The sequence below is a fragment of the Gluconacetobacter tumulisoli genome (assembly GCF_014174155.1).
Lineage (GTDB): Bacteria > Pseudomonadota > Alphaproteobacteria > Acetobacterales > Acetobacteraceae > Gluconacetobacter > Gluconacetobacter tumulisoli.
In genome coordinates, this window is record NZ_JABEQM010000002.1 from 14,176 (window position 1) to 32,104 (window position 17,929).

The window sequence follows — 17,929 nt, forward strand, 5'->3', positions numbered from 1 at the left end:
GTCCCTGTGCGCGACAGTACCGCCCCGATCCGCCATGCTGACGGCCGCCGATCCCCCCGCCGCGTGGGCAGGCGGTTTGCTGACCATCGACCTTGGCGCCATCGCCGCGAACTATCGCCTGCTGCGCGACCGCGTCGGGCCCGACGCCGGGTCGGGCGCGACCTGTGCGGCAGCGGTCAAGGCCGACGCCTATGGGCTGGGCGCGGAACGGGTCGTCCCGGTCCTGGCCGCCGCCGGCTGCCGTACCTTCTTCGTCGCGCATCTGGCCGAAGGCGCGGCCATCCGCCCCCTGCTGGGGGCCGACAGCACAATCTTCGTCCTGAACGGCGCCATGCCGGGAACCGAGGCCGACGTGCACCGGCTGGGCCTGGTCCCGGTCCTGAACAGCGTGGAGCAGATCACGCGGTGGCAGAGCCTGGCGCGACGGCTGGACACCCCCCTGCCCGCGGCCCTGCAAGTCGATAGCGGCATGTCGCGCTTCGGCCTGTCGGGCGGCGACCTGGACGTGCTGATGGCGCGCCCCGCCCCCCTGGCCGGGATCGTGCCCCTGCTGGTCATGAGCCACCTGGCCTGCGCCGACGACCCCGCACATCCCGCCAACCACGCCCAGCGCACGTCCTTCCTGCGACTGCGCGAGCGTCTGCCCCGCGCCCCGGCCAGCCTGGCCGCGTCGTCGGGCCTGTTCCTGGGACCGGACTGGCAGTTCGACATGGTCCGCCCGGGGGCGGCGCTGTACGGCATCAACCCCACACCCGGCCGCCCGAACCCGATGCGCCCGGTCGTGCGCCTGCAGGCCCGCATCGTGCAGACCAGATGGATCGGCCCCGGCACGGCGGTGGGCTACGGCGCGGCCTTCATCGCCGACCGGCCCAGCCGCATCGCGACCCTGGCCGTGGGTTATGGCGACGGCTTCCCCCGCATCCTGGGCGCCCGAGGCGTCGCCGTCCTGCCGGACCGCCCGGAGGTGGCGTTGCCGATAATCGGGCGGATTTCCATGGATTGCCTGGCGGTGGACGTGACCGATGCGGGGGACGACCCGCTGGAGGCCGGGACCGCACTGGACCTGATCGGCCCCCATAACTCCCTCGATTCGGTCGCCGCCGCCGCCGGGACCATCGGCTACGAACTGCTGACCGGCCTGGGGGCGCGCTACCACCGCGTCCACGTCACCGGCGATGCGGCGATCGACGTGCAGAAAGGATCAAGCGTGTGAAGGTCATCGTTCTGGGGGCGGGCGTCATCGGCGTGACCTCGGCCTGGTATCTGGCGAAACTGGGTCATGAGGTCGAGGTGATCGACCGCCAGCCCGCCGCGGCGATGGAGACCTCGTTCGCCAACGCCGGACAGGTCTCGCCGGGCTATTCCACGCCGTGGGCGATGCCCGGCCTGCCGCGCAAGGCGCTGGGCTGGATGCTGAAGAAGCATAGCCCGCTGGTCATCCGCCCGCGCGTCGATTTCGCGATGTTCCGCTGGATGACCCAGCTTCTGCTGAACTGCAACGAACATGCCTACGACATCAACAAGGCCCGGATGCTGCGGATCGCGGAATACAGCCGCGACTGCCTGACCGCGCTGCGCGACGAAACCGGCATCACCTACGACGACCGCCAGCGCGGGCTGATCCAGCTGTTCCGCACCGACGAACAGGTCGCACACGCCCAGGACGACATGCGCCTGCTGGCCGAAAGCGGCGTGCCGCACGACTTGCTGGACGTCGAACGCATCATCGCGCGCGAACCCGGCCTGGCGCAGGCGCGGCATCTGCTGAAGGGCGGGCTGTTCCTGCCCGGCGACGAATCGGGCGATGCCCACATGTTCACCCAGCGCCTAGCGCAGAAGGCCGAGGAACTGGGCGTCACCTTCCGCTACGAGACACCCATCGAGGCCCTGGAACCCGGCGCGACCGAGATCCTGGGCGTGCGGACCACGGCCGGGCGGATCACCGGCGACGCCTACGTGCTGGCGCTGGGCAGCTATTCGCCGCTGCTGCTGCGGCCGCTGGGCATCCGCATGCCGGTCTATCCGGTGAAGGGCTATTCCCTGACCGTGCCGCTGACCGATGAAAGCCGCGCCCCGGTCTCGACGGTGAATGACGAGACCTACAAGGTGGCGATGACGCGGCTGGGCGAGCGGATCCGCATCGGCGGCACCGCCGAACTGACCGGCTACGACCTGCGGCTCAGCCCCGACCGGCGCCAGACGCTGGAACTTTCCTTCTCGGACCTGTTCGGCGGCGGCGACCTGTCGCGCGCCACCTACTGGACCGGCCTGCGGCCGAACACACCCGACGGCACGCCGATCGTCGGCCCGTCCGGCCGCTTCGGCAATCTGTGGCTCAATACCGGGCACGGGACCCTGGGCTGGACCATGGCCTGCGGCTCGGGCCGGCTGCTGGCCGACCTGATCGCCGGCCGGCGACCCAACATCCCGCATCTGGACCTGTCGATCGACCGGTACGCGTCGTAGGCACAAAAAAAGGGCGGAGACGGTTGCCCCGTCTCCGCCCTTTTTCGTACCGGCCGGGACCGAAATCCTGGCCGGCCGTCATCGGCGACCGATCAGTTGGCGGCCGGCGGCGTGGTCTTCTTGTGGTGCTTGTTGTGATGCTTCTTCGCCTTCGGCGCCTCGGTGGGGGCGGCCGGAGCGGTCGGGGCGGCGGGGGCAGCGGCCTCGGGCGCGGCCGGAGCAGCCGGAGCAGCAGGGGCCTCCTGCGCGATCGCCGGAACGGCTGCGCCCATCAGGGCAACAGTCGAAAGGGCGGCCAGGAACCGACGAGTCGAAACGATCATAGAATCTCTCCAGAAATCAGGACGTCATCCCAATGCCTATAGACCGATGCCCGGAGACGCCCCCCGATTCGAGGAAGCATGATGCCGCACACGGTCTGGCGTGCTTTTGCTAGCATGCCGGACCATGTGCGTCTCGCATTAAAATACGTAAATCTAAGGCCAGTCTAACTTGTAGTGCCTTAATTGCAACGCAATCGCAATTTCTGAAACATTACGAATGATGTCTGGCCGGGTGGCCCGCCGTCCTGGCGGACCACCCGGCCCTGGCGATCAGTTGGACGCGGCCTTGCCGCGCTTCTTGCGCTCATGCGGGTCGAGGTAGCGCTTGCGGATACGCACCGCCGACGGCGTGACCTCGACCAGCTCATCGTCCTCGATATAGGCGATCGCCTGCTCCAGGCTCATCTTGCGCGGCGGCGTCAGCAGCAGCGCCTCATCCTTGCCGGCGGCGCGGATGTTCGTCAGCTTCTTTTCGCGGACGGCGTTCACGTCCAGGTCGTTCTCGCGCGAATGTTCGCCGATAATCATGCCGACATAGACCTTCTCGCCGGCATCGACGAACAGCGTCCCGCGATCCTGCAACGAGTACAGCGAATACTGCGTCGTCGCCCCGTCTTCCGACGAGATCAGCGACCCGTTGCGGCGGCCCTCGATCGGCCCGGCCCAGGGCTGGTAGCCCGCGAACAGGCGGTTCATGATGCCCGTGCCGCGCGTGTCGGTCAGGAATTCGCCGTGATAGCCGATCAGGCCGCGCGACGGGATCAGGAAGGTCAGGCGCACCTTGCCGCCGCCCGACGGCTGCATGTCCTGCATCAGGCCCTTGCGGAGGGCCATCTTCTCGACCACGACGCCCGAATAGGGCTCGTCCACGTCGATCAGGGCCTCCTCGAACGGCTCCTCGCGCTCACCGGTTTCCTCGTTGGTGTGGAACAGCACGCGCGGGCGGCCGATCGTCAGTTCGAAGCCCTCGCGGCGCATCTGCTCGATCAGCACGCCAAGCTGCAGTTCCCCGCGGCCCGCCACCTCGAACGCCTCGCTCTCGGGGCTGTCGGTCACGCGGATGGCGATGTTGCCCTCGGTTTCCTTGAACAGGCGGTCGCGGATCTGGCGCGATGTCACCTTCTTGCCCTCGCGGCCGCCCAGCGGGCCATCGTTCAGGCGGAAGGTCATCGACAGGGTCGGCGGATCGACGGGGGTCGAGGCCAGCGGCTCGGTCACCTCGGGCGAGGCGATGGTCTCGGGGATCGTGGCCTCGGAAAGACCCGCGACGGCGATGATGTCCCCGGCCTCGGCCTCGTCCACCGGCACCCGGTCCAGGCCGCGGAACGACAGCAGCTTGGTCAGGCGTCCGGTCTCGACGACCGACCCGTCGGGGCGCAGCACGCGCACCGGCATGTTCACCTTCGCGCGGCCCTGCTCCACCCGGCCGGTCAGCACGCGGCCCAGGAAGTTGTCGTTTTCCAGGATGGTCGCGACCATGGCGAAGGGCGCGTCCTTGTCCACCGTCGGCGCCGGCACATGCCGCACGATCAGGTCGAACATCGGCGACAGGTCCTTGCGCGCGCCTTCCAGTTCCTCATCCGCCCAGCCCTGGCGGCCCGAGGCGTAGAGCATCGGGAAGTCGAGCTGCTCGTCGTTCGCGCCCAGGGCGGCGAACAGGTCGAAGATCTCGTTGTGCACCTCGTCGGGGCGGGCGTCGCCGCGGTCGATCTTGTTCACGACCACGATCGGCTTCAGGCCGCGCGCCAGGGCCTTGCCGACCACGAACTTGGTCTGCGGCAGGGCGCCCTCGGCGGCGTCGACCAGCACGACGGCTCCGTCGACCATGCTCAGGATCCGCTCGACCTCGCCGCCGAAATCGGCGTGGCCCGGCGTATCGATGATGTTGATGCGGGTGTCCTTCCAGACGACCGACGTGCACTTGGCCAGGATCGTGATGCCGCGCTCACGCTCCAGGTCGTTGCTGTCCATCGCGCGCTCGGCCACGTGCTGGTTCTCGCGGAACGAGCCCGACTGCTTCAGAAGCTGGTCCACCAGCGTGGTTTTGCCATGGTCGACGTGCGCGATGATGGCGATATTGCGGATATCCATAACGTGTGTGACCTGACTTCCTTCGCGGGGCACCCGGCGGGCGCGCCGGCCGGCCCGGGCGCCCTTGCGTCACGGACAGGACCGACAGATGATTCCGTATTCCCGGGGTTGATAGAGGGGACGCACGCGGATTGCACGCGAAACTTCATGCCCCCACCGCCCGGCGGGGGCGCGCCCCGCGCGCAGCGGCACGCGCGCCAGCGTCGGGCGATGATGCGAAACCGTCCCCCGGCCCCGCCGGCCCGTGAAGGAGCCCATGCCGATACCCCCCGCCCGCATCGTCGTCGAGGACCTGCACAAGACCTACCGCATCGCCACGCGGGCGGCGACGTCCCCGCGCCCGTGGCCGTTCGCGCGCCGCGCCTGGCGCACCATCGAGGCCCTGCGCGGGGTCAGTTTCGTCATCGAGCCCGGGACGATCACCGGCCTGATCGGACCCAACGGGGCGGGGAAATCCACCGCGATCAAAATCCTGTCGGGCATCCTGCGGCCCAGCGCCGGCCATGTCTCGGTCGGCGGGCTGGTGCCCTGGGCCGACCGCATCCGCCATGTGGGACGAATCGGCGTGGTCTTCGGCCAGCGGTCGCAATTGTGGTGGGACCTGCCGGTCGAGGGCGGGTTCGCGCTGCTGCGCGACATCTACCGCGTGCCGCCCGACAGGTACCGCGCCCGCCGCGACCGGCTGGTGGACACGCTGGGACTGCGCGACATCCTGGACCAGCCGGTCCGCCAGCTGTCGCTGGGCCAGCGGATGCGCGCCGAACTGGCGGCGGCGCTGCTGCACGCCCCGCCCCTGCTGATCCTGGACGAACCGACCATCGGCCTGGATGCGCCGTCCAAGCTGGCGGTGCGCGCCTTCGTCCAGGAACTGAACCGGACCGAGGGCACGACCGTCCTGCTGACGACCCACGACATGCACGATATCGAGGCCCTGGCCGGGCGGGTCATCGTCATCGGCCATGGGCGGGTACTGGCGGACAGCCCGTTCGAGACCCTGCGCGCCACCACCCTGTCGGGCCGCCGGCTGACGGCGGAATTCGACGGTCCGGCGCCCCCGCTGCTTCTGCCCGACGGGGTGACGCCCCTGTCGCAGGGCGGGCAGGTCCTGGAACTCGGCTTCGACCCGGCGCGGATCGCGGCGGCCGACCTGATCCGCGCTCTGGCCTCCGCCGCCGACATGCATGGCGTGGTCCTGTCCGATGTCAGCATCACCCGCCCGTCGATCGAGGAAGTCATCAGCCGGTTCTACGAACGTCATGGGGCGGCCGGATGACACCCGCGGACCTGACGGCCTACCTGTCCGCATTCCGCGCGCGCTGGCAGGTCACGCTGCAGTACCGCGCGGCGGCGCTGGCCGGGGTCGTGACCCAGATCTGGTGGGGCGCGATCAACCTGATGGTCTACGCGGCCTTCTATGGCGGGACGTCCGCCGCCCCGCTGACCCTGCCCCAGACGATATCCTATGTCTGGATCATGCAGGGTACCCTGGCGCTGATGCCCTGGGGGTGCGATCCCGACATCGCCGACGCGGTACGCAGCGGCGCGGTGGCGCATGACCTGCTGCGCCCCGTCGATCCCTGGTGGTGGTGGTTCTGCCGTGCCGCGGCCCGTATCCTGGGCCGGCTGCTGCCCCGGGCGGTCCTAATGGCGGGGTTCGCGGGCGTCCTCCTGCCGCTGGCGGGGCTGGATCGCTGGGCGCTGCACCTGCCGCCGAGGGTCGCCGACGCCGCCCTGTTCGGCGTCTCGATCGTCCTGGGGCTGCTGCTGTCGGCCTGCATCACGGTGCTGCTGAACGTCGCGACCGTGCGCACGCTCTCCCCCCTGGGCGCCAATGCCGTCATCACGCCGCTGTCGCTGATCCTGTCGGGAAACATGCTGCCGCTGGCGCTGTTTCCCGCCGCCGTGCAGCATCTGCTGCTGCTTCAGCCCTTCGCGGGACTGGGCGACCTGCCCTGCCGGTTCTGGCTGGGCACGCTTCATGGCCCGTGGGCTGCGGCGGCCCTGGCGCAGCAGGTCGCCTGGATCGTCGCGCTGACCTGGGGCGGACGGCTGGCGTTGCGCCGGACGCTCTGTCAACTGGAGGTCCAGGGCGGATGAGCGGCCTGTCGCTCTGGCTGCGCTATGCCCGCGCCTCGCTGGCCGGGCAGGTCCGCTATCCGGGGGCCTTCGCGCTGCAAATGGCCGGGCATTTTGCCACCACCCTCCTGGCGTTCGCCGGCATCTGGATCCTGTTCCGCCGGTTCGGGAGCCTGCATGGCTGGACGGTGGGACAGGTCGCACTGTTCTACGGGCTGGTGAATATCGAATTCGCCATCGCCGAAATGGCCGGGCGCGGGTTCGAGATCTTCGGCGACGCCTTCCTGCGCACGGGCGAATTCGACCGCATCCTGCTGCGTCCGCGCTGGACGGTCCTGCAGGTCCTGGGGCACCAGTTCCGTCTGCGTCCCCTGGCGCGTCTGGCGCAGGGGGCGGCGATCCTGGCGCTGGGCCTGGCGGCGACGCCGGTGCGGCCGGCCCTCTTCACCGCGCCGATGCTGGCATGGGCCGTGGGCGGGGGCGTCGCCTTCTTCCTGGGCGTGCTGATCGGCCAGGCGGCCCTGTCGTTCCGCACGCTCGAAAGCCTGGAAATCGTGAACGTGCTGACCTATGGCGGGGTCGAGGCCGGACAATATCCGTTCGACCTCTATGCCGGGTGGTTCCGGGTGCTGATGACATGGATCGCCCCGCTGGGCGCCGTCACCTATTATCCCGTCCTGGCGATCCTCGACCACCCCGGCGTGCCCCCGCCCGCGATCGCCCCCCTGGCCCCCGGCCTGGGATATCTCTTCCTGGGGGCGATGCTGCTGTACTGGCAGAGTGCGGTCAGGCGCCATGCCTCCAGCGGAAGCTGATCCCCGAACGGGATCACCCTACGGAAGAAACGTTATAATTCCATATCCTGGCGCAGATTGACCAGCGGCCGCGCGCCATAATGGGAAATGATCTCGGACGCTGCAACGCTGCCCAGGCGCCCGCATTCCGCGAGCGACCGGCCCGACGTCCATCCGGCCAGGAAGCCGGCGGCATAGGCGTCGCCCGCGCCCGTCGTATCCACCACCTGGGTCGCCACGGGTGCGACGTCGATCCGCTCGCCGGCACGGATGATGACGCTGCCCCTTCCCGACCGCGTCAGGACCGCGAAATGCGTGTCGGCGGCGGCATGTTCCATCGCCGTCTCGAAATCCTCGGTCTGGTACAGCGAGCAGACCTCCTCCTCGTTCGCGAAGAGAATGTCGATATGGCCATGCACCAGGTCGCGGAAGGCGGCGCGGTGGCGCGCCACGCAGAACGGATCGGACAGCGAGAGCGCGACCTGCCGCCCGGCCGCATGCGCCAGCGACGCGGCCCGGCGAAAGGCCTCCTGCGCGTGCGGCGGATCGAACAGATAGCCTTCCAGGTAAGTCACGCGGGCGCTGGCCACCACCTCGGCCAGCACGTCCTCTGGCCCGAACGACACGCAGGCCCCAAGATAGGTGTTCATCGTCCGCTGCCCGTCCGGCGTCACCAGGACTAGGCAGCGCGCGGTCGGCTGCCCGTCGGCGACGTGCCCGGTCAGGAAGCTGGAGGGAAAGAAGATGCCCGACCCCTGCAGGTCGGCCGCGAAGGCCCGGCCCGGGGCATCGTCCGCGACCTTGCCCAGATACGCCACCCGCGCCCCCATGTTGGCGGCCACGACGCAGGTGTTCGCGGCCGATCCGCCGCCCATTTCCTTTTCGCGATGGATCAGGGTGTACAGCTTCTCGGCCTGCGCCGCGTCGATCAGCGTCATGCTGCCGGGGACCATGTCGTGGTCCAGCAGGAACGACGGGTCGACCGGGGCCAGGACGTCGATGATCGCGTTCCCGATCCCCAGCAGATCGAAGCGGCATTCCGCCGCCGGCCCCGCGACCCCGTTCTTCGCGTCCATGTCCGTCCCTCCTGTCGGCGGGCCGGATCCTTCCTGGCGCCGCGCCATCAAATAACCAATATCGTCAACCACAAGCCCCCCTTCGCTAACACCGGGACGAAGGGGTCGCAATGGCGCACATTTCATGTCGGTAAGCTTGGCCCTTCGCCCTTGTTCAGTCCCGACCCGTGCGTGTAATCGTACTGCACAGCGGTTTTTTGCAATCCATGTCCCAGCCTGTCCGGGCCCCCGCCCGGGAGCATCATAGAATTCAGCGGGGTACCTTTGTTCAAACGACGCAAGCCCGAAGACGAGAAACCGGTCCGCCCGGCCAATCCGCAGACGAGTTTCCCGCCGCCGCCGTCGGGGGGCCCGTCCGCGCGCCCTGCCGCTGCATTCCCCCCTTCCGTTCCGTCCAAGGAGACCGCGCCAATGGCCCGCGCCCCGTTCCCTCCCGCCCCGTCCCCCGCCGCCCCCGGGGCACAGCCCCCCGCCCGCCCGGGCGCGCCCCAGGCCGCCCGCAAGGACAATACGGAGCGCCGGACCCTGGTGGTCGGACGCGGCATCAGCGTGCAGGGCACCATCCAGGACGCCGAACGCCTGGTGGTCGAGGGCACCGTCGAATCCTCGATGATCCACGCGGCGGAGCTCCTGGTCGCCCAGGGCGGCATGTTCCGCGGTGAGATCGAGGTCGAGGACGCGGACCTGGCCGGTACCATCGACGGCACGCTGACCGTGCGCGGCAGCCTGACCATCCGGGCGACCGGGCGATTGATCGGCAAGGCCAAATGCCGCCGCCTGCAGGTCGAGGATGGCGGCCAGGTCACCGGCCAACTGGAGATGATCACCGGTGCCAGCCCGCTGCCCAGCGGCCTGGACACGGCCCCGGCCCCGGTGGCCGCCCCGCCGGAGCTGATCGAACCCGAAACCCCCTGACCTGCCCCCGCCCGCCGATCCCTCGGCGGGCCACGCGGCTGGCATGGTCAAAAAAAAGCCGTTGCGGACCGACAGGTTCCGCAACGGCTTTTTTCTCTTCCGCCCCATCGGGACGGAAGACGCATTCAGGCGACGTTGTCGCGCCGGTCGCGCAGTTTTACGTACGCAAGCTGGGCGTGCTCCACGCAATACGGCTTGCCCGGCACCGGCGTCGCGCCGCAGAAATGAAAGCCCGGCGTGCCCGGATCGCCCAGCGGCCAGCAGCATGTCAGGCCGCTGCGACGCGGGGCGGGCGCCGCGACAGCGCGCAGCGGCACGCGGACCTCGGGACGGGCGGCAGGTACGGCGGGCTGGTCCGCCGGGGCGGCAGCGGCCGGCGTCCCGGCCTGCGATGCCTCAACCGGGGCGGGCGTAACCGGAGGGGCCGCCGGAACCGGGGCGGCGGGACGCGCGATCTCGGTCAGGGTGGCCGCGACGGGACGGATCTCCGCCACCGGCTGTGGCGGCTGGACCGTCACAGGGGGCCGATCGACCGCTTCGGTAGGCGCGACGGGCGTCGACACGGCGGGGGCCGCCACGACCGGAGCTGGCGCGACACCAGTCGGCGCCGAGGGGGCCTCGACCGTCGGACGGGCCGATGCCGCCGGCCTGCGGATCGGGGACGGACGCGCCTGCAGGCCGAGGCGATGCGCCTTGCCTACGACCGCGTTCTTCGTCACCGCCAGCTGCCGACCGATTTCAGCTGTCGACAGCCCCTGCTGCCAGAGCTCGCGGAGACGCGCGATCGTCTCCTCGGTCCATTCCATTGCCATGCCACCTCTCCTGACGAAGAATGAGCGGAAATTAGGCTTATCTTGTGGTCCACTCAACCATTCCACCACAAAATCTTGTGGACAAGGCTGGGCATAACCTGTTCACAACCCCTGTAAAAGCAGTGTGTGAATCGTCGAAGCCTGGTTCAAAATTCGTTCTGCCGCGCAACAGCGCGTGCTGTGCGACACGCCCGGCATGTATTTCGAAGCGCCGCCAGCCAGGGAAGCCGGAAAACGCGCGTCGGATCGCCGCCGGCGGGCATGTGCAAACAGGGTCTCAGGCGCGAATGCGCTTTACCCGACTGCCATCGACACCCAGCAGCATCTGCCCGGCCTTCAGCGCCAGCGCATCGTCGCCGAAGACCTTCCGGCGCCAGCCGGTCATCAGCGGCAGGTCGGGTTCGGCCTCCAGCGCCAGGCGGTCCAGATCCTCGGACGACGCCACCAGGCGGGGGGCCACGTCATGCTGTTCGCAGCACGCGGCCAGCAGTACCTTCAGCAACGCGACCAGCGCGGGCGACGGCCGGGGGCCATCCTTGCCCCGCGCCTGGCGCGGCAGGGCAGCGTCGGGCAGCGCCCGGGCGGCGGCCACCGCCTCCAGCAGGCCCGCGCCGCTGCGGCCCTCGGCGAACCCGCGCGATACACCGCGGATACGCGCCAGGGCATCGGCATCCGCCGGCGCCGTCGCGGCGATTTCCAACAGGCTTTCGTCCTTCAGCAACCGCTGGCGCGGCACGTTCACACGCTGGGCCTCGCGCTCGCGCCATGCGGCGATCGCGCGCAGGGTGCCCAGCATGCGCCGGTTCGACGTCCGGGGCCGCATCCTCTCCCACAAGGTCTCGGGGTCCGGACGGAAGGTCGCGGGATCGGACAGTACCGCCAGTTCGGCGGACACCCATTCCATCCGTCCTTCCCGCTCCAGACGCTCCAGCAGCAATTCGTAGACGGCGCGCAGGTGGGTGACGTCGGCGGCGGCGTAGCTGATCTGCGCGTCCGACAGCGGCCGCGCCGACCAGTCCGAAAACCGGTGCGTCTTGTCGATATGCGCGCCCACCAGGGACGCGACCAGATTGTCGTACCCGACCTGATCGCCATACCCCGCGACCATTGCCGCAACCTGCGTGTCGAACAGCGCCGCCGGCAGGCGGCCGAAGATATGCAGGAAGATCTCCAGGTCCTGCCGGGCGGCATGGAAGACCTTGACGACCTGCGCATCGTCCAGCAGCACGCCCAGCGGCGCCAGGTCTAGGTCCGGCGCACACGTATCGACCACAACCACTTCGGCGCGGCCGGCCAGCTGCACCAGGCACAGTTCGGGCCAATAGGTCCGTTCGCGCACGAATTCCGTGTCGATGGTGACGAAGGGTTCCTGCCGCAGCCTGTCGACGACCGCCGTCAGTTCGTCAGTAGTGGTAATGAGGACAGGATCGGGGAAACCCGCTGAGGATGCGCGTGCCATGTCGTCCTGTTATCATGGCCCGATACCGGCGCGAAGGCTCCGGCGGGCGAAAAACTGCCGCTTGACGGCGGGAAGGCCGCTCTGACATCACCCGGCCCGACGGGCGGCCCGGCCGCCCCACGGCAAGCAAAGGACACGCGACGTGAGCGCACCCCCCCGCCCGGACGACGGCAGCCAGACGCTGACCCAGCTTGGACAGGCCACGATCCAGCCCACCAGTCCCGGGGAGGCGACGCTGGAGCGTGTTCCGGCCCCCTATCCCGACCGTCGCTATCTGGTCCGCTTCACCGCGCCGGAATTCACCTCGCTCTGCCCCGTGACCGGCCAGCCCGATTTCGCGCATCTCGTCATCGACTACGTCCCCGACCAGTGGATCGTCGAAAGCAAGTCGCTGAAGCTGTTCCTGACCAGCTTCCGCAACCATGGCGCGTTCCACGAATCCTGCTCGGTCCAGATCGCGACCACGCTGGTGGACCTGCTGTCGCCGGTCTGGCTGCGGATCGGCGCCTACTGGTATCCGCGCGGCGGCATGCCCATCGACGTGTTCTGGCAGACCGGCGCGCCGCCGGAAGGGGTGTGGATTCCGCCCCAGGATGTGCCCGGTTATCGTGGGCGGGGGTGAGGGTAGGACAAGGGCTTTGCCCTTGACCCATCAAAGGGCCTAGACCTTTGGAAACCCAGGTTTTTATGAACGAGTGGGATGCAAGGGCCGAGGCCCTTGCGGGTTCGGGCAGGGCCGATCTTCCTTTTGCATACGAAAACAGCACCCCGAGGGATGCTGTTCCAGTCGTCCGGATCGTTGTCGGTCCGGTCAGGCGGCCTGGCCGCCGGCGGCCTCGATCTCGGCGCGGGCGGACTGCATCTTTTCCATCAGCAGGTCCAGCGCCGGCACGTTCATCTTGTCGGCGGCCTCGTACGAGGCCTCCAGGCCCGCCAGACGGGCCTGGGCCGCATCGACCGACAGGTCGGCCAGCACCGTCGCCTGGTCGGCCAGGATGGTGCAGCGCGTCGCCGTCAGGTCGGCGAAGCCGCCGGCCACGAAGAACCGGTCGGTTACCGCCCCGTCCTGATACAGTTCGACCACGCCACCACGCAGCAGCAGCATCATCGGCGCGTGGTCGGGCATGGCGGCGATATCGCCCTCCAGGCCCGGCATCACCGCCATGTCGACAGCACGCGAGAACAGGACTTTCTCGGGGCTGACGATCTCGACCTCAATCGGCATGGGCTGTCTTCCTTGCGCCGGATCCGACCGTTCAGGCCGATTCCTTCATCTTCTCGGCCTTCGCCACCGCTTCCTCGATCGAGCCGACCATGTAGAAAGCGCCTTCCGGCAGATGGTCGTACTCGCCGGCGACGATCGCCTTGAACGAGCGCACCGTGTCCTCCAGCGACACCAGCTTGCCCGGCGCGCCGGTGAAGACCTCGGCGACATGGAAGGGCTGCGACAGGAAGCGCTGGATGCGGCGGGCGCGGGCGACCACCTGCTTGTCGTCCTCGGACAGTTCGTCCATGCCCAGGATCGCGATGATGTCCTGCAGCGACTTGTAGGTCTGCAGGATGCGCTGCACGTCGCGAGCGACCTGGTAATGCTCCTCGCCCACGATCTTGGGATCGAGCGAGCGCGAGGTCGAATCCAGCGGATCGACGGCCGGATAGATGCCCATCTCGGCGATGGAACGGTTCAGCACCGTCGTGGCGTCGAGATGCGCGAAGGTCGCGGCCGGCGCCGGGTCGGTCAGATCGTCGGCCGGCACGTAGACGGCCTGGACCGAGGTGATCGAGCCCTTCTTGGTCGAGGTGATGCGCTCCTGCAGCGCGCCCATCTCGGTCGCCAGCGTCGGCTGGTAGCCCACGGCGGAGGGAATGCGACCCAGCAGCGCCGACACCTCGGCGCCCGCCTGGGTGAAGCGGAAGATGTTGTCGACGAAGAACAGGACGTCCTGGCCTTCCTCGTCACGGAAATACTCGGCCAGCGACAGGCCGGACAGGGCGATGCGCGCGCGCGCGCCCGGCGGCTCGTTCATCTGGCCATAGACCAGGGCCACCTTGGACCCCTCGGTGGTGTCCTCTCCCAGCTTGATGACGCCCGCGTCCTGCATTTCGTAATACAGGTCGTTGCCTTCACGCGTGCGCTCGCCGACGCCGGCGAACACCGACACGCCGCCATGGGCCTTGGCGATGTTGTTGATCAGTTCCTGGATGATGACGGTCTTGCCGACGCCGGCGCCGCCGAACAGGCCGATCTTGCCGCCCTTCAGGTACGGGCACAGCAGGTCGACGACCTTGATGCCGGTCACCAGGATCTCGGTCGCGGCGGCCTGCTCGTCGAACGCCGGGGCCTTGCGATGGATCGGGTAGCGCTTGTCGGACTTGACCGGACCGCGATCGTCGATCGGCTCGCCGATGACGTTCAGGATGCGGCCCAACGTGCCGGGACCGACGGGCACGGAAATCTGCGCGCCGGTATCGACCACCTCGGTCCCGCGGACCAGGCCGTCGGTCGAATCCATGGCGATGCAGCGGACTTCGTGCTCACCGATCTCCTGCGCCACTTCCAGCACCAGGGTCTGGCCGTTGAACGTGACATGCAGCGCATCCAGGATGTGCGGCAGCGTGCCTTCGAACTGCACGTCGACGACGGCGCCCTTCACCTGGGTCACGCGCCCGACGACGTTGCTCTTCGGCGACTGGCCCTGCGCGGCGGCAGGAGCCTCGTATTGTGTGGTTTCCGACATAGTCAGCTCCTGCAGCGAGGAGACCGGATCTCAGACAGCCTGGGCGCCCGAAATGATCTCGATCAGTTCATTGGTGATGTTGGTCTGACGGGTACGGTTGTACGTCAGTGTCAGGCGATCGATGGCCTTGCCGGCGTTGCGCGTCGCGCTGTCCATCGCGGTCATGCGCGCGCCCTGCTCGCCGGCCGCGCTCTCCAGCATGGTCGCATAGAGCTGGACCTGCAGGTTGCGCGGCAGCAGGCGGGAGAGAAGCTCCTCCTCGCCCGGCTCGAACTCGTAGACCGGGGCGTCCGGCGCGGCGGCGGCGTCATCGTTCCCCGGCATCGCCAGGGGAACCAGCTGCAACTCGGTCGGGGTCTGGGACATGACGTTGTTGAACCGGTTGTAGATCACCGTACAGACGTCGAATTCGCCCTTTTCCAGCCGGCTGGTAATCGCCTCGCCCAGTTCGGCGGCGGCCGAGAACGGGATTTCCCTGCCGCCCGAGCCATGGACATGATCGACGATCAGGTCCGCGAATTCGCGGATCAGGTAGTCATGGCCCTTCCGTCCGACCGGCAGCAGGCGAACGGTCTTGCCCTCGGCCTGCAGGCGGCGGATCAGGTTCCGCGTCACGCGGTTGATGTTGGCGTTGAAGGCCCCGGCCAGGCCACGGTCGCTGGTCATCGGGACCAGCAGATGGACCTTGTCGTTCCCCGTTCCGGCCAGCAGCACGGGCAGGCCGGTCTGGCCCTTCGCGCTGCGGCCCAGTTCGGCCAGCATCCGGCGCATCGCCGTGGCGTAGGGACGCGCGGCCTCGGCACGGGTCTGGGCCCGGCGCAGCTTGGCCGCCGCCACCATCTTCATGGCGCTGGTGATCTTCTTCGTCGATTTGACGCTTCCGATCCGCGCGCGGAGTTCCTTGAGGGAAGCCATGGGTGCCTGTTGTCCCTCAGCCCGCGAACTGACGGCTGAACGACGTCAGAAATTCGGTCAGGCGCGCCTCGTTGTCCTTGGTGATCTGCCGCTCGGTCCGGATCGAGGCCAGGATGTCCTTGCCGGCCGTGCGCATCTCGGCCAGCAGCTGGCGCTCGAAGGAGATGACCTTGTCGACCGGCACGGCGTCGACGAAGCCGCGGGTGCCCGCGAACAGGACGACCACCTGCTCCTCGACCACCAGGGGCGAGGTCTCGGGCTGCTTCAGCAGCTCGACCAGGCGCGCGCCGCGGGCCAGCTGCTTCTGCGTCGCCGGATCGAGGTCCGAGGCGAACTGCGAGAAGGCGGCCATTTCGCGATACTGCGCCAGCTCCAGCTTGATCTTGCCGGCCACCTGCTTCATCGCCTTGATCTGCGCGGCGGAACCGACGCGCGAGACCGAGCCGCCGACATTCACCGCCGGACGGATGCCGCGGTAGAACAGGTCGGTCTCCAGGAACACCTGGCCGTCGGTGATCGAGATCACGTTGGTCGGAATGTAGGCGGACACGTCGCCGGCCTGGGTCTCGATGACCGGCAGGGCGGTCAGCGACCCGGCGCCATAGGCGTCCGACATCTTCGCCGCACGTTCCAGCAGGCGGGAATGCAGGAAGAACACGTCGCCCGGATAGGCCTCGCGGCCCGGCGGACGGCGCAGCAGCAGCGACATCTGGCGATAGGCCACCGCCTGCTTGGACAGATCGTCATAGACGATCAGCGCATGCATGCCGTTGTCGCGGAAATACTCGCCCATCGCGCAGGCGGCGTAGGGGGCCAGGTACTGCAGCGGCGCCGGGTCCGAGGCGGTGGCGGCGACGACGATGGAATATTCCATCGCGCCCGCTTCCTCCAGCGTGCGGACCAGCTGCGCGACGGTCGAGCGCTTCTGCCCGATCGCGACATAGATGCAGTACAGCGACTTCTTGTCGTCGCCCAGCGCGTTGACCGATTTCTGCGCGACGATGGTGTCGATCAGGATGGCGGTCTTGCCGGTCTGGCGGTCGCCGATGATCAGTTCGCGCTGGCCGCGCCCGATGGGCACGAGGGCGTCGATGGCCTTGATGCCGGTCTGCATCGGCTCGCTGACCGACTGGCGCGGCATGATGCCCGGCGCCTTGACGTCGGCGCGCTTCATGGTGACGTCGCCGACCAGCGGTCCCTTGCCGTCGATCGGGTTGCCCAGGCCGTCGACCACGCGGCCCAGCAGGGCCTTGCCGGTCGGGACCTCGACGACGGCGCCGGTGCGCGACACCGGGTCGCCTTCGCGCATGTCGGCGTCGTCGCCGAAGATGACGATACCGACATTGTCGTTTTCAAGGTTCAGCGCCATGCCGCGCTGGCCGGTCGCCGGAAATTCGACCATTTCGCCCGACTGCACGTTCTGCAGCCCGTAGACGCGGGCGATGCCGTCGCCGACGGACAGGATCGTCCCGGTCTCGGCGATATCGACAGGCGTATCGAACGTGGCGATCTGCTGCTTGAGGATATCCGAAATCTCTGCGGGGCGGATTTCCATCACGCGGCTCCCTTCATGGCGTGGTGCAGGCGGGTCAGGCGGGATCTGAGGCTGGTGTCATACTGTCGGGCGCCGACGCGCACGACCAGACCGCCCAGCAGCGCCGCATCGACACGCTCCTGAATGTTGACCCTGGAATAGCCGGCCTCGGCGAGGCGGCTCTGAATCTGGATGCGCTGCAAGTCCGTCAGGGGCTGGGCCGAAACGATTTCGGCCACCTCTTCCCCGCGCTTGGCGGCAGCGATCGCCGACAGGGCGTCGAGGATCGCCGGCAGGCGGGACAGGCGGCGGTTGCGGGCGATGACGCCCACGAAATGACGGATGGTCTCGCCGAACCCCTGGGCCTCCAGCACCGCCAGGACCGCGCGCGTGGCGTCCTTGATGTCGAGGGTGCGATCGCTCAGGACGGCGCGGAACGCGGCGCTGCCGTCGATCAGGCCGCGCAGGGCGACGGCCTGCGGCAGGACCTCGTCCAGCAGCCACCGGTCGGCAGCGAGTTCGTAGAGTGCCGTTGCGTAACGACCCGGCAGGCCGTTGGCAACGGAGGAGATCGGTATTGTTGTCGTTCCACCCGAAACCACGGTCGGTTTTTCCATCCCAGATCTTGGTCGCTACAGCAGGCCGGCAGGCCCCGGAAGGCACCCGTTGCCGCTGGCCGGGCGTCTAGCACGCTGCCCCGCGTCACGCAACCGAGACCATGGCCGAAATC

The 17,929-nt window shown here is 68.6% G+C and carries 17 protein-coding genes; 7 read left to right on the plus strand and 10 right to left on the minus strand.

Annotated elements, in window-relative coordinates; all coding sequences use genetic code 11:
- Positions 1-34 precede the first annotated feature (34 nt).
- A complete protein-coding gene (gene alr, locus HLH28_RS02410) occupies positions 35-1,213 on the plus strand; it encodes an alanine racemase (protein WP_182953962.1) in 1,179 nt (392 codons plus the stop codon).
- Entirely contained in the window at positions 1,210-2,466 is a 1,257-nt protein-coding gene (locus tag HLH28_RS02415) for a D-amino acid dehydrogenase (protein ID WP_182953967.1), read from the plus strand. Before alr ends, HLH28_RS02415 begins: the two co-directional genes overlap by 4 nt.
- A 92-nt stretch (positions 2,467-2,558) precedes the next feature.
- Here HLH28_RS02415 and HLH28_RS02420 read toward each other — a convergent pair whose 3' ends face one another.
- Positions 2,559-2,789: a hypothetical protein gene (locus HLH28_RS02420; RefSeq protein ID WP_182953971.1), complete on the minus strand. Its 231-nt coding sequence runs from the start codon at positions 2,787-2,789 to the stop codon at positions 2,559-2,561.
- A gap of 270 nt (positions 2,790-3,059) precedes the next feature.
- A complete protein-coding gene (typA, locus tag HLH28_RS02425) occupies positions 3,060-4,880 on the minus strand; it encodes a translational GTPase TypA (protein ID WP_182953973.1) in 1,821 nt (606 codons plus the stop codon).
- A gap of 256 nt (positions 4,881-5,136) precedes the next feature.
- Between typA and HLH28_RS02430 the strand changes: the two genes are divergently transcribed.
- From HLH28_RS02430 to HLH28_RS02440, 3 genes are read left to right on the plus strand one after another with little or no spacing between them, the layout of a single operon-like run.
- Positions 5,137-6,153, plus strand: a complete 1,017-nt coding sequence (locus HLH28_RS02430; RefSeq protein WP_182953977.1) for an ABC transporter ATP-binding protein — start codon at positions 5,137-5,139, stop codon at positions 6,151-6,153.
- Complete coding sequence (locus tag HLH28_RS02435) at positions 6,150-6,977, plus strand: ABC transporter permease (protein ID WP_182953983.1); 828 nt, start codon at positions 6,150-6,152, stop codon at positions 6,975-6,977. Before HLH28_RS02430 ends, HLH28_RS02435 begins: the two co-directional genes overlap by 4 nt.
- Positions 6,974-7,771, plus strand: coding sequence for an ABC transporter permease (locus tag HLH28_RS02440; protein ID WP_182953987.1), 798 nt, complete (start codon positions 6,974-6,976; stop codon positions 7,769-7,771). The genes HLH28_RS02435 and HLH28_RS02440 overlap by 4 nt, the downstream gene beginning before the upstream one ends.
- Positions 7,772-7,803: 32 nt before the next feature.
- On the opposite strand, the gene HLH28_RS02445 is transcribed toward HLH28_RS02440, so the two are convergent.
- Complete coding sequence (locus HLH28_RS02445) at positions 7,804-8,826, minus strand: adenosine kinase (RefSeq protein WP_182953990.1); 1,023 nt, start codon at positions 8,824-8,826, stop codon at positions 7,804-7,806.
- A gap of 264 nt (positions 8,827-9,090) precedes the next feature.
- On the opposite strand from HLH28_RS02445, the gene HLH28_RS02450 reads away from it, so the two are divergent.
- Positions 9,091-9,741 (plus strand): bactofilin family protein, encoded by a 651-nt coding sequence (locus HLH28_RS02450; protein WP_246395619.1) that lies wholly within the window; start codon positions 9,091-9,093, stop codon positions 9,739-9,741.
- 125 nt (positions 9,742-9,866) lie between these two features.
- On the opposite strand, the gene HLH28_RS02455 is transcribed toward HLH28_RS02450, so the two are convergent.
- Together HLH28_RS02455 and rnd are read right to left on the minus strand one after the other, a co-directional pair.
- Entirely contained in the window at positions 9,867-10,553 is a 687-nt protein-coding gene (locus HLH28_RS02455) for a GcrA family cell cycle regulator (protein ID WP_246395620.1), read from the minus strand.
- Between the two features lie 277 nt (positions 10,554-10,830).
- Positions 10,831-12,012, minus strand: coding sequence for a ribonuclease D (gene rnd / locus HLH28_RS02460; RefSeq protein WP_182953997.1), 1,182 nt, complete (start codon positions 12,010-12,012; stop codon positions 10,831-10,833).
- Positions 12,013-12,154: 142 nt separating this feature from the next.
- Between rnd and queF the strand changes: the two genes are divergently transcribed.
- Positions 12,155-12,634, plus strand: coding sequence for a preQ(1) synthase (queF, locus tag HLH28_RS02465; protein ID WP_182954000.1), 480 nt, complete (start codon positions 12,155-12,157; stop codon positions 12,632-12,634).
- Positions 12,635-12,823: 189 nt separating this feature from the next.
- Here the strand turns inward: queF and atpC are convergent, their stop codons facing one another.
- From atpC to atpH, 5 genes are read right to left on the minus strand one after another with little or no spacing between them, the layout of a single operon-like run.
- On the minus strand, positions 12,824-13,237 hold the full coding sequence (atpC, locus tag HLH28_RS02470; protein WP_182954003.1) for an ATP synthase F1 subunit epsilon: 414 nt from the start codon (positions 13,235-13,237) through the stop codon (positions 12,824-12,826).
- 31 nt (positions 13,238-13,268) lie between these two features.
- On the minus strand, positions 13,269-14,750 hold the full coding sequence (gene atpD / locus HLH28_RS02475) for a F0F1 ATP synthase subunit beta (RefSeq protein WP_182954007.1): 1,482 nt from the start codon (positions 14,748-14,750) through the stop codon (positions 13,269-13,271).
- A 30-nt stretch (positions 14,751-14,780) separates the two neighbouring features.
- On the minus strand, positions 14,781-15,665 hold the full coding sequence (locus HLH28_RS02480; RefSeq protein ID WP_182954010.1) for a F0F1 ATP synthase subunit gamma: 885 nt from the start codon (positions 15,663-15,665) through the stop codon (positions 14,781-14,783).
- A gap of 16 nt (positions 15,666-15,681) precedes the next feature.
- Positions 15,682-17,220 (minus strand): F0F1 ATP synthase subunit alpha, encoded by a 1,539-nt coding sequence (atpA, locus tag HLH28_RS02485; RefSeq protein WP_182954013.1) that lies wholly within the window; start codon positions 17,218-17,220, stop codon positions 15,682-15,684.
- Complete coding sequence (gene atpH, locus HLH28_RS02490; protein WP_182954017.1) at positions 17,220-17,816, minus strand: ATP synthase F1 subunit delta; 597 nt, start codon at positions 17,814-17,816, stop codon at positions 17,220-17,222. The genes atpA and atpH overlap by 1 nt, the downstream gene beginning before the upstream one ends.
- Positions 17,817-17,929: the final 113 nt, after the last annotated feature.

Excerpts from the sequence above, each read along its gene's own strand:
- atpD (WP_182954007.1), bottom strand. The coding sequence starts at position 14,750 with ATGTCGGAAACCACACAATACGAGGCTCCTGCCGCCGCGCAGGGCCAG.
- HLH28_RS02480 (WP_182954010.1), bottom strand. The coding sequence starts at position 15,665 with ATGGCTTCCCTCAAGGAACTCCGCGCGCGGATCGGAAGCGTCAAATCG.
- typA (WP_182953973.1), bottom strand. The coding sequence starts at position 4,880 with ATGGATATCCGCAATATCGCCATCATCGCGCACGTCGACCATGGCAAA.
- atpH (WP_182954017.1), bottom strand. The coding sequence starts at position 17,816 with ATGGAAAAACCGACCGTGGTTTCGGGTGGAACGACAACAATACCGATC.
- HLH28_RS02440 (WP_182953987.1), top strand. The coding sequence starts at position 6,974 with ATGAGCGGCCTGTCGCTCTGGCTGCGCTATGCCCGCGCCTCGCTGGCC.
- HLH28_RS02435 (WP_182953983.1), top strand. The coding sequence starts at position 6,150 with ATGACACCCGCGGACCTGACGGCCTACCTGTCCGCATTCCGCGCGCGC.
- HLH28_RS02430 (WP_182953977.1), top strand. The coding sequence starts at position 5,137 with ATGCCGATACCCCCCGCCCGCATCGTCGTCGAGGACCTGCACAAGACC.
- atpA (WP_182954013.1), bottom strand. The coding sequence starts at position 17,220 with ATGGAAATCCGCCCCGCAGAGATTTCGGATATCCTCAAGCAGCAGATC.
- atpC (WP_182954003.1), bottom strand. The coding sequence starts at position 13,237 with ATGCCGATTGAGGTCGAGATCGTCAGCCCCGAGAAAGTCCTGTTCTCG.
- HLH28_RS02420 (WP_182953971.1), bottom strand. The coding sequence starts at position 2,789 with ATGATCGTTTCGACTCGTCGGTTCCTGGCCGCCCTTTCGACTGTTGCC.
- HLH28_RS02455 (WP_246395620.1), bottom strand. The coding sequence starts at position 10,553 with ATGGCAATGGAATGGACCGAGGAGACGATCGCGCGTCTCCGCGAGCTC.
- alr (WP_182953962.1), top strand. The coding sequence starts at position 35 with ATGCTGACGGCCGCCGATCCCCCCGCCGCGTGGGCAGGCGGTTTGCTG.
- rnd (WP_182953997.1), bottom strand. The coding sequence starts at position 12,012 with ATGGCACGCGCATCCTCAGCGGGTTTCCCCGATCCTGTCCTCATTACC.
- HLH28_RS02445 (WP_182953990.1), bottom strand. The coding sequence starts at position 8,826 with ATGGACGCGAAGAACGGGGTCGCGGGGCCGGCGGCGGAATGCCGCTTC.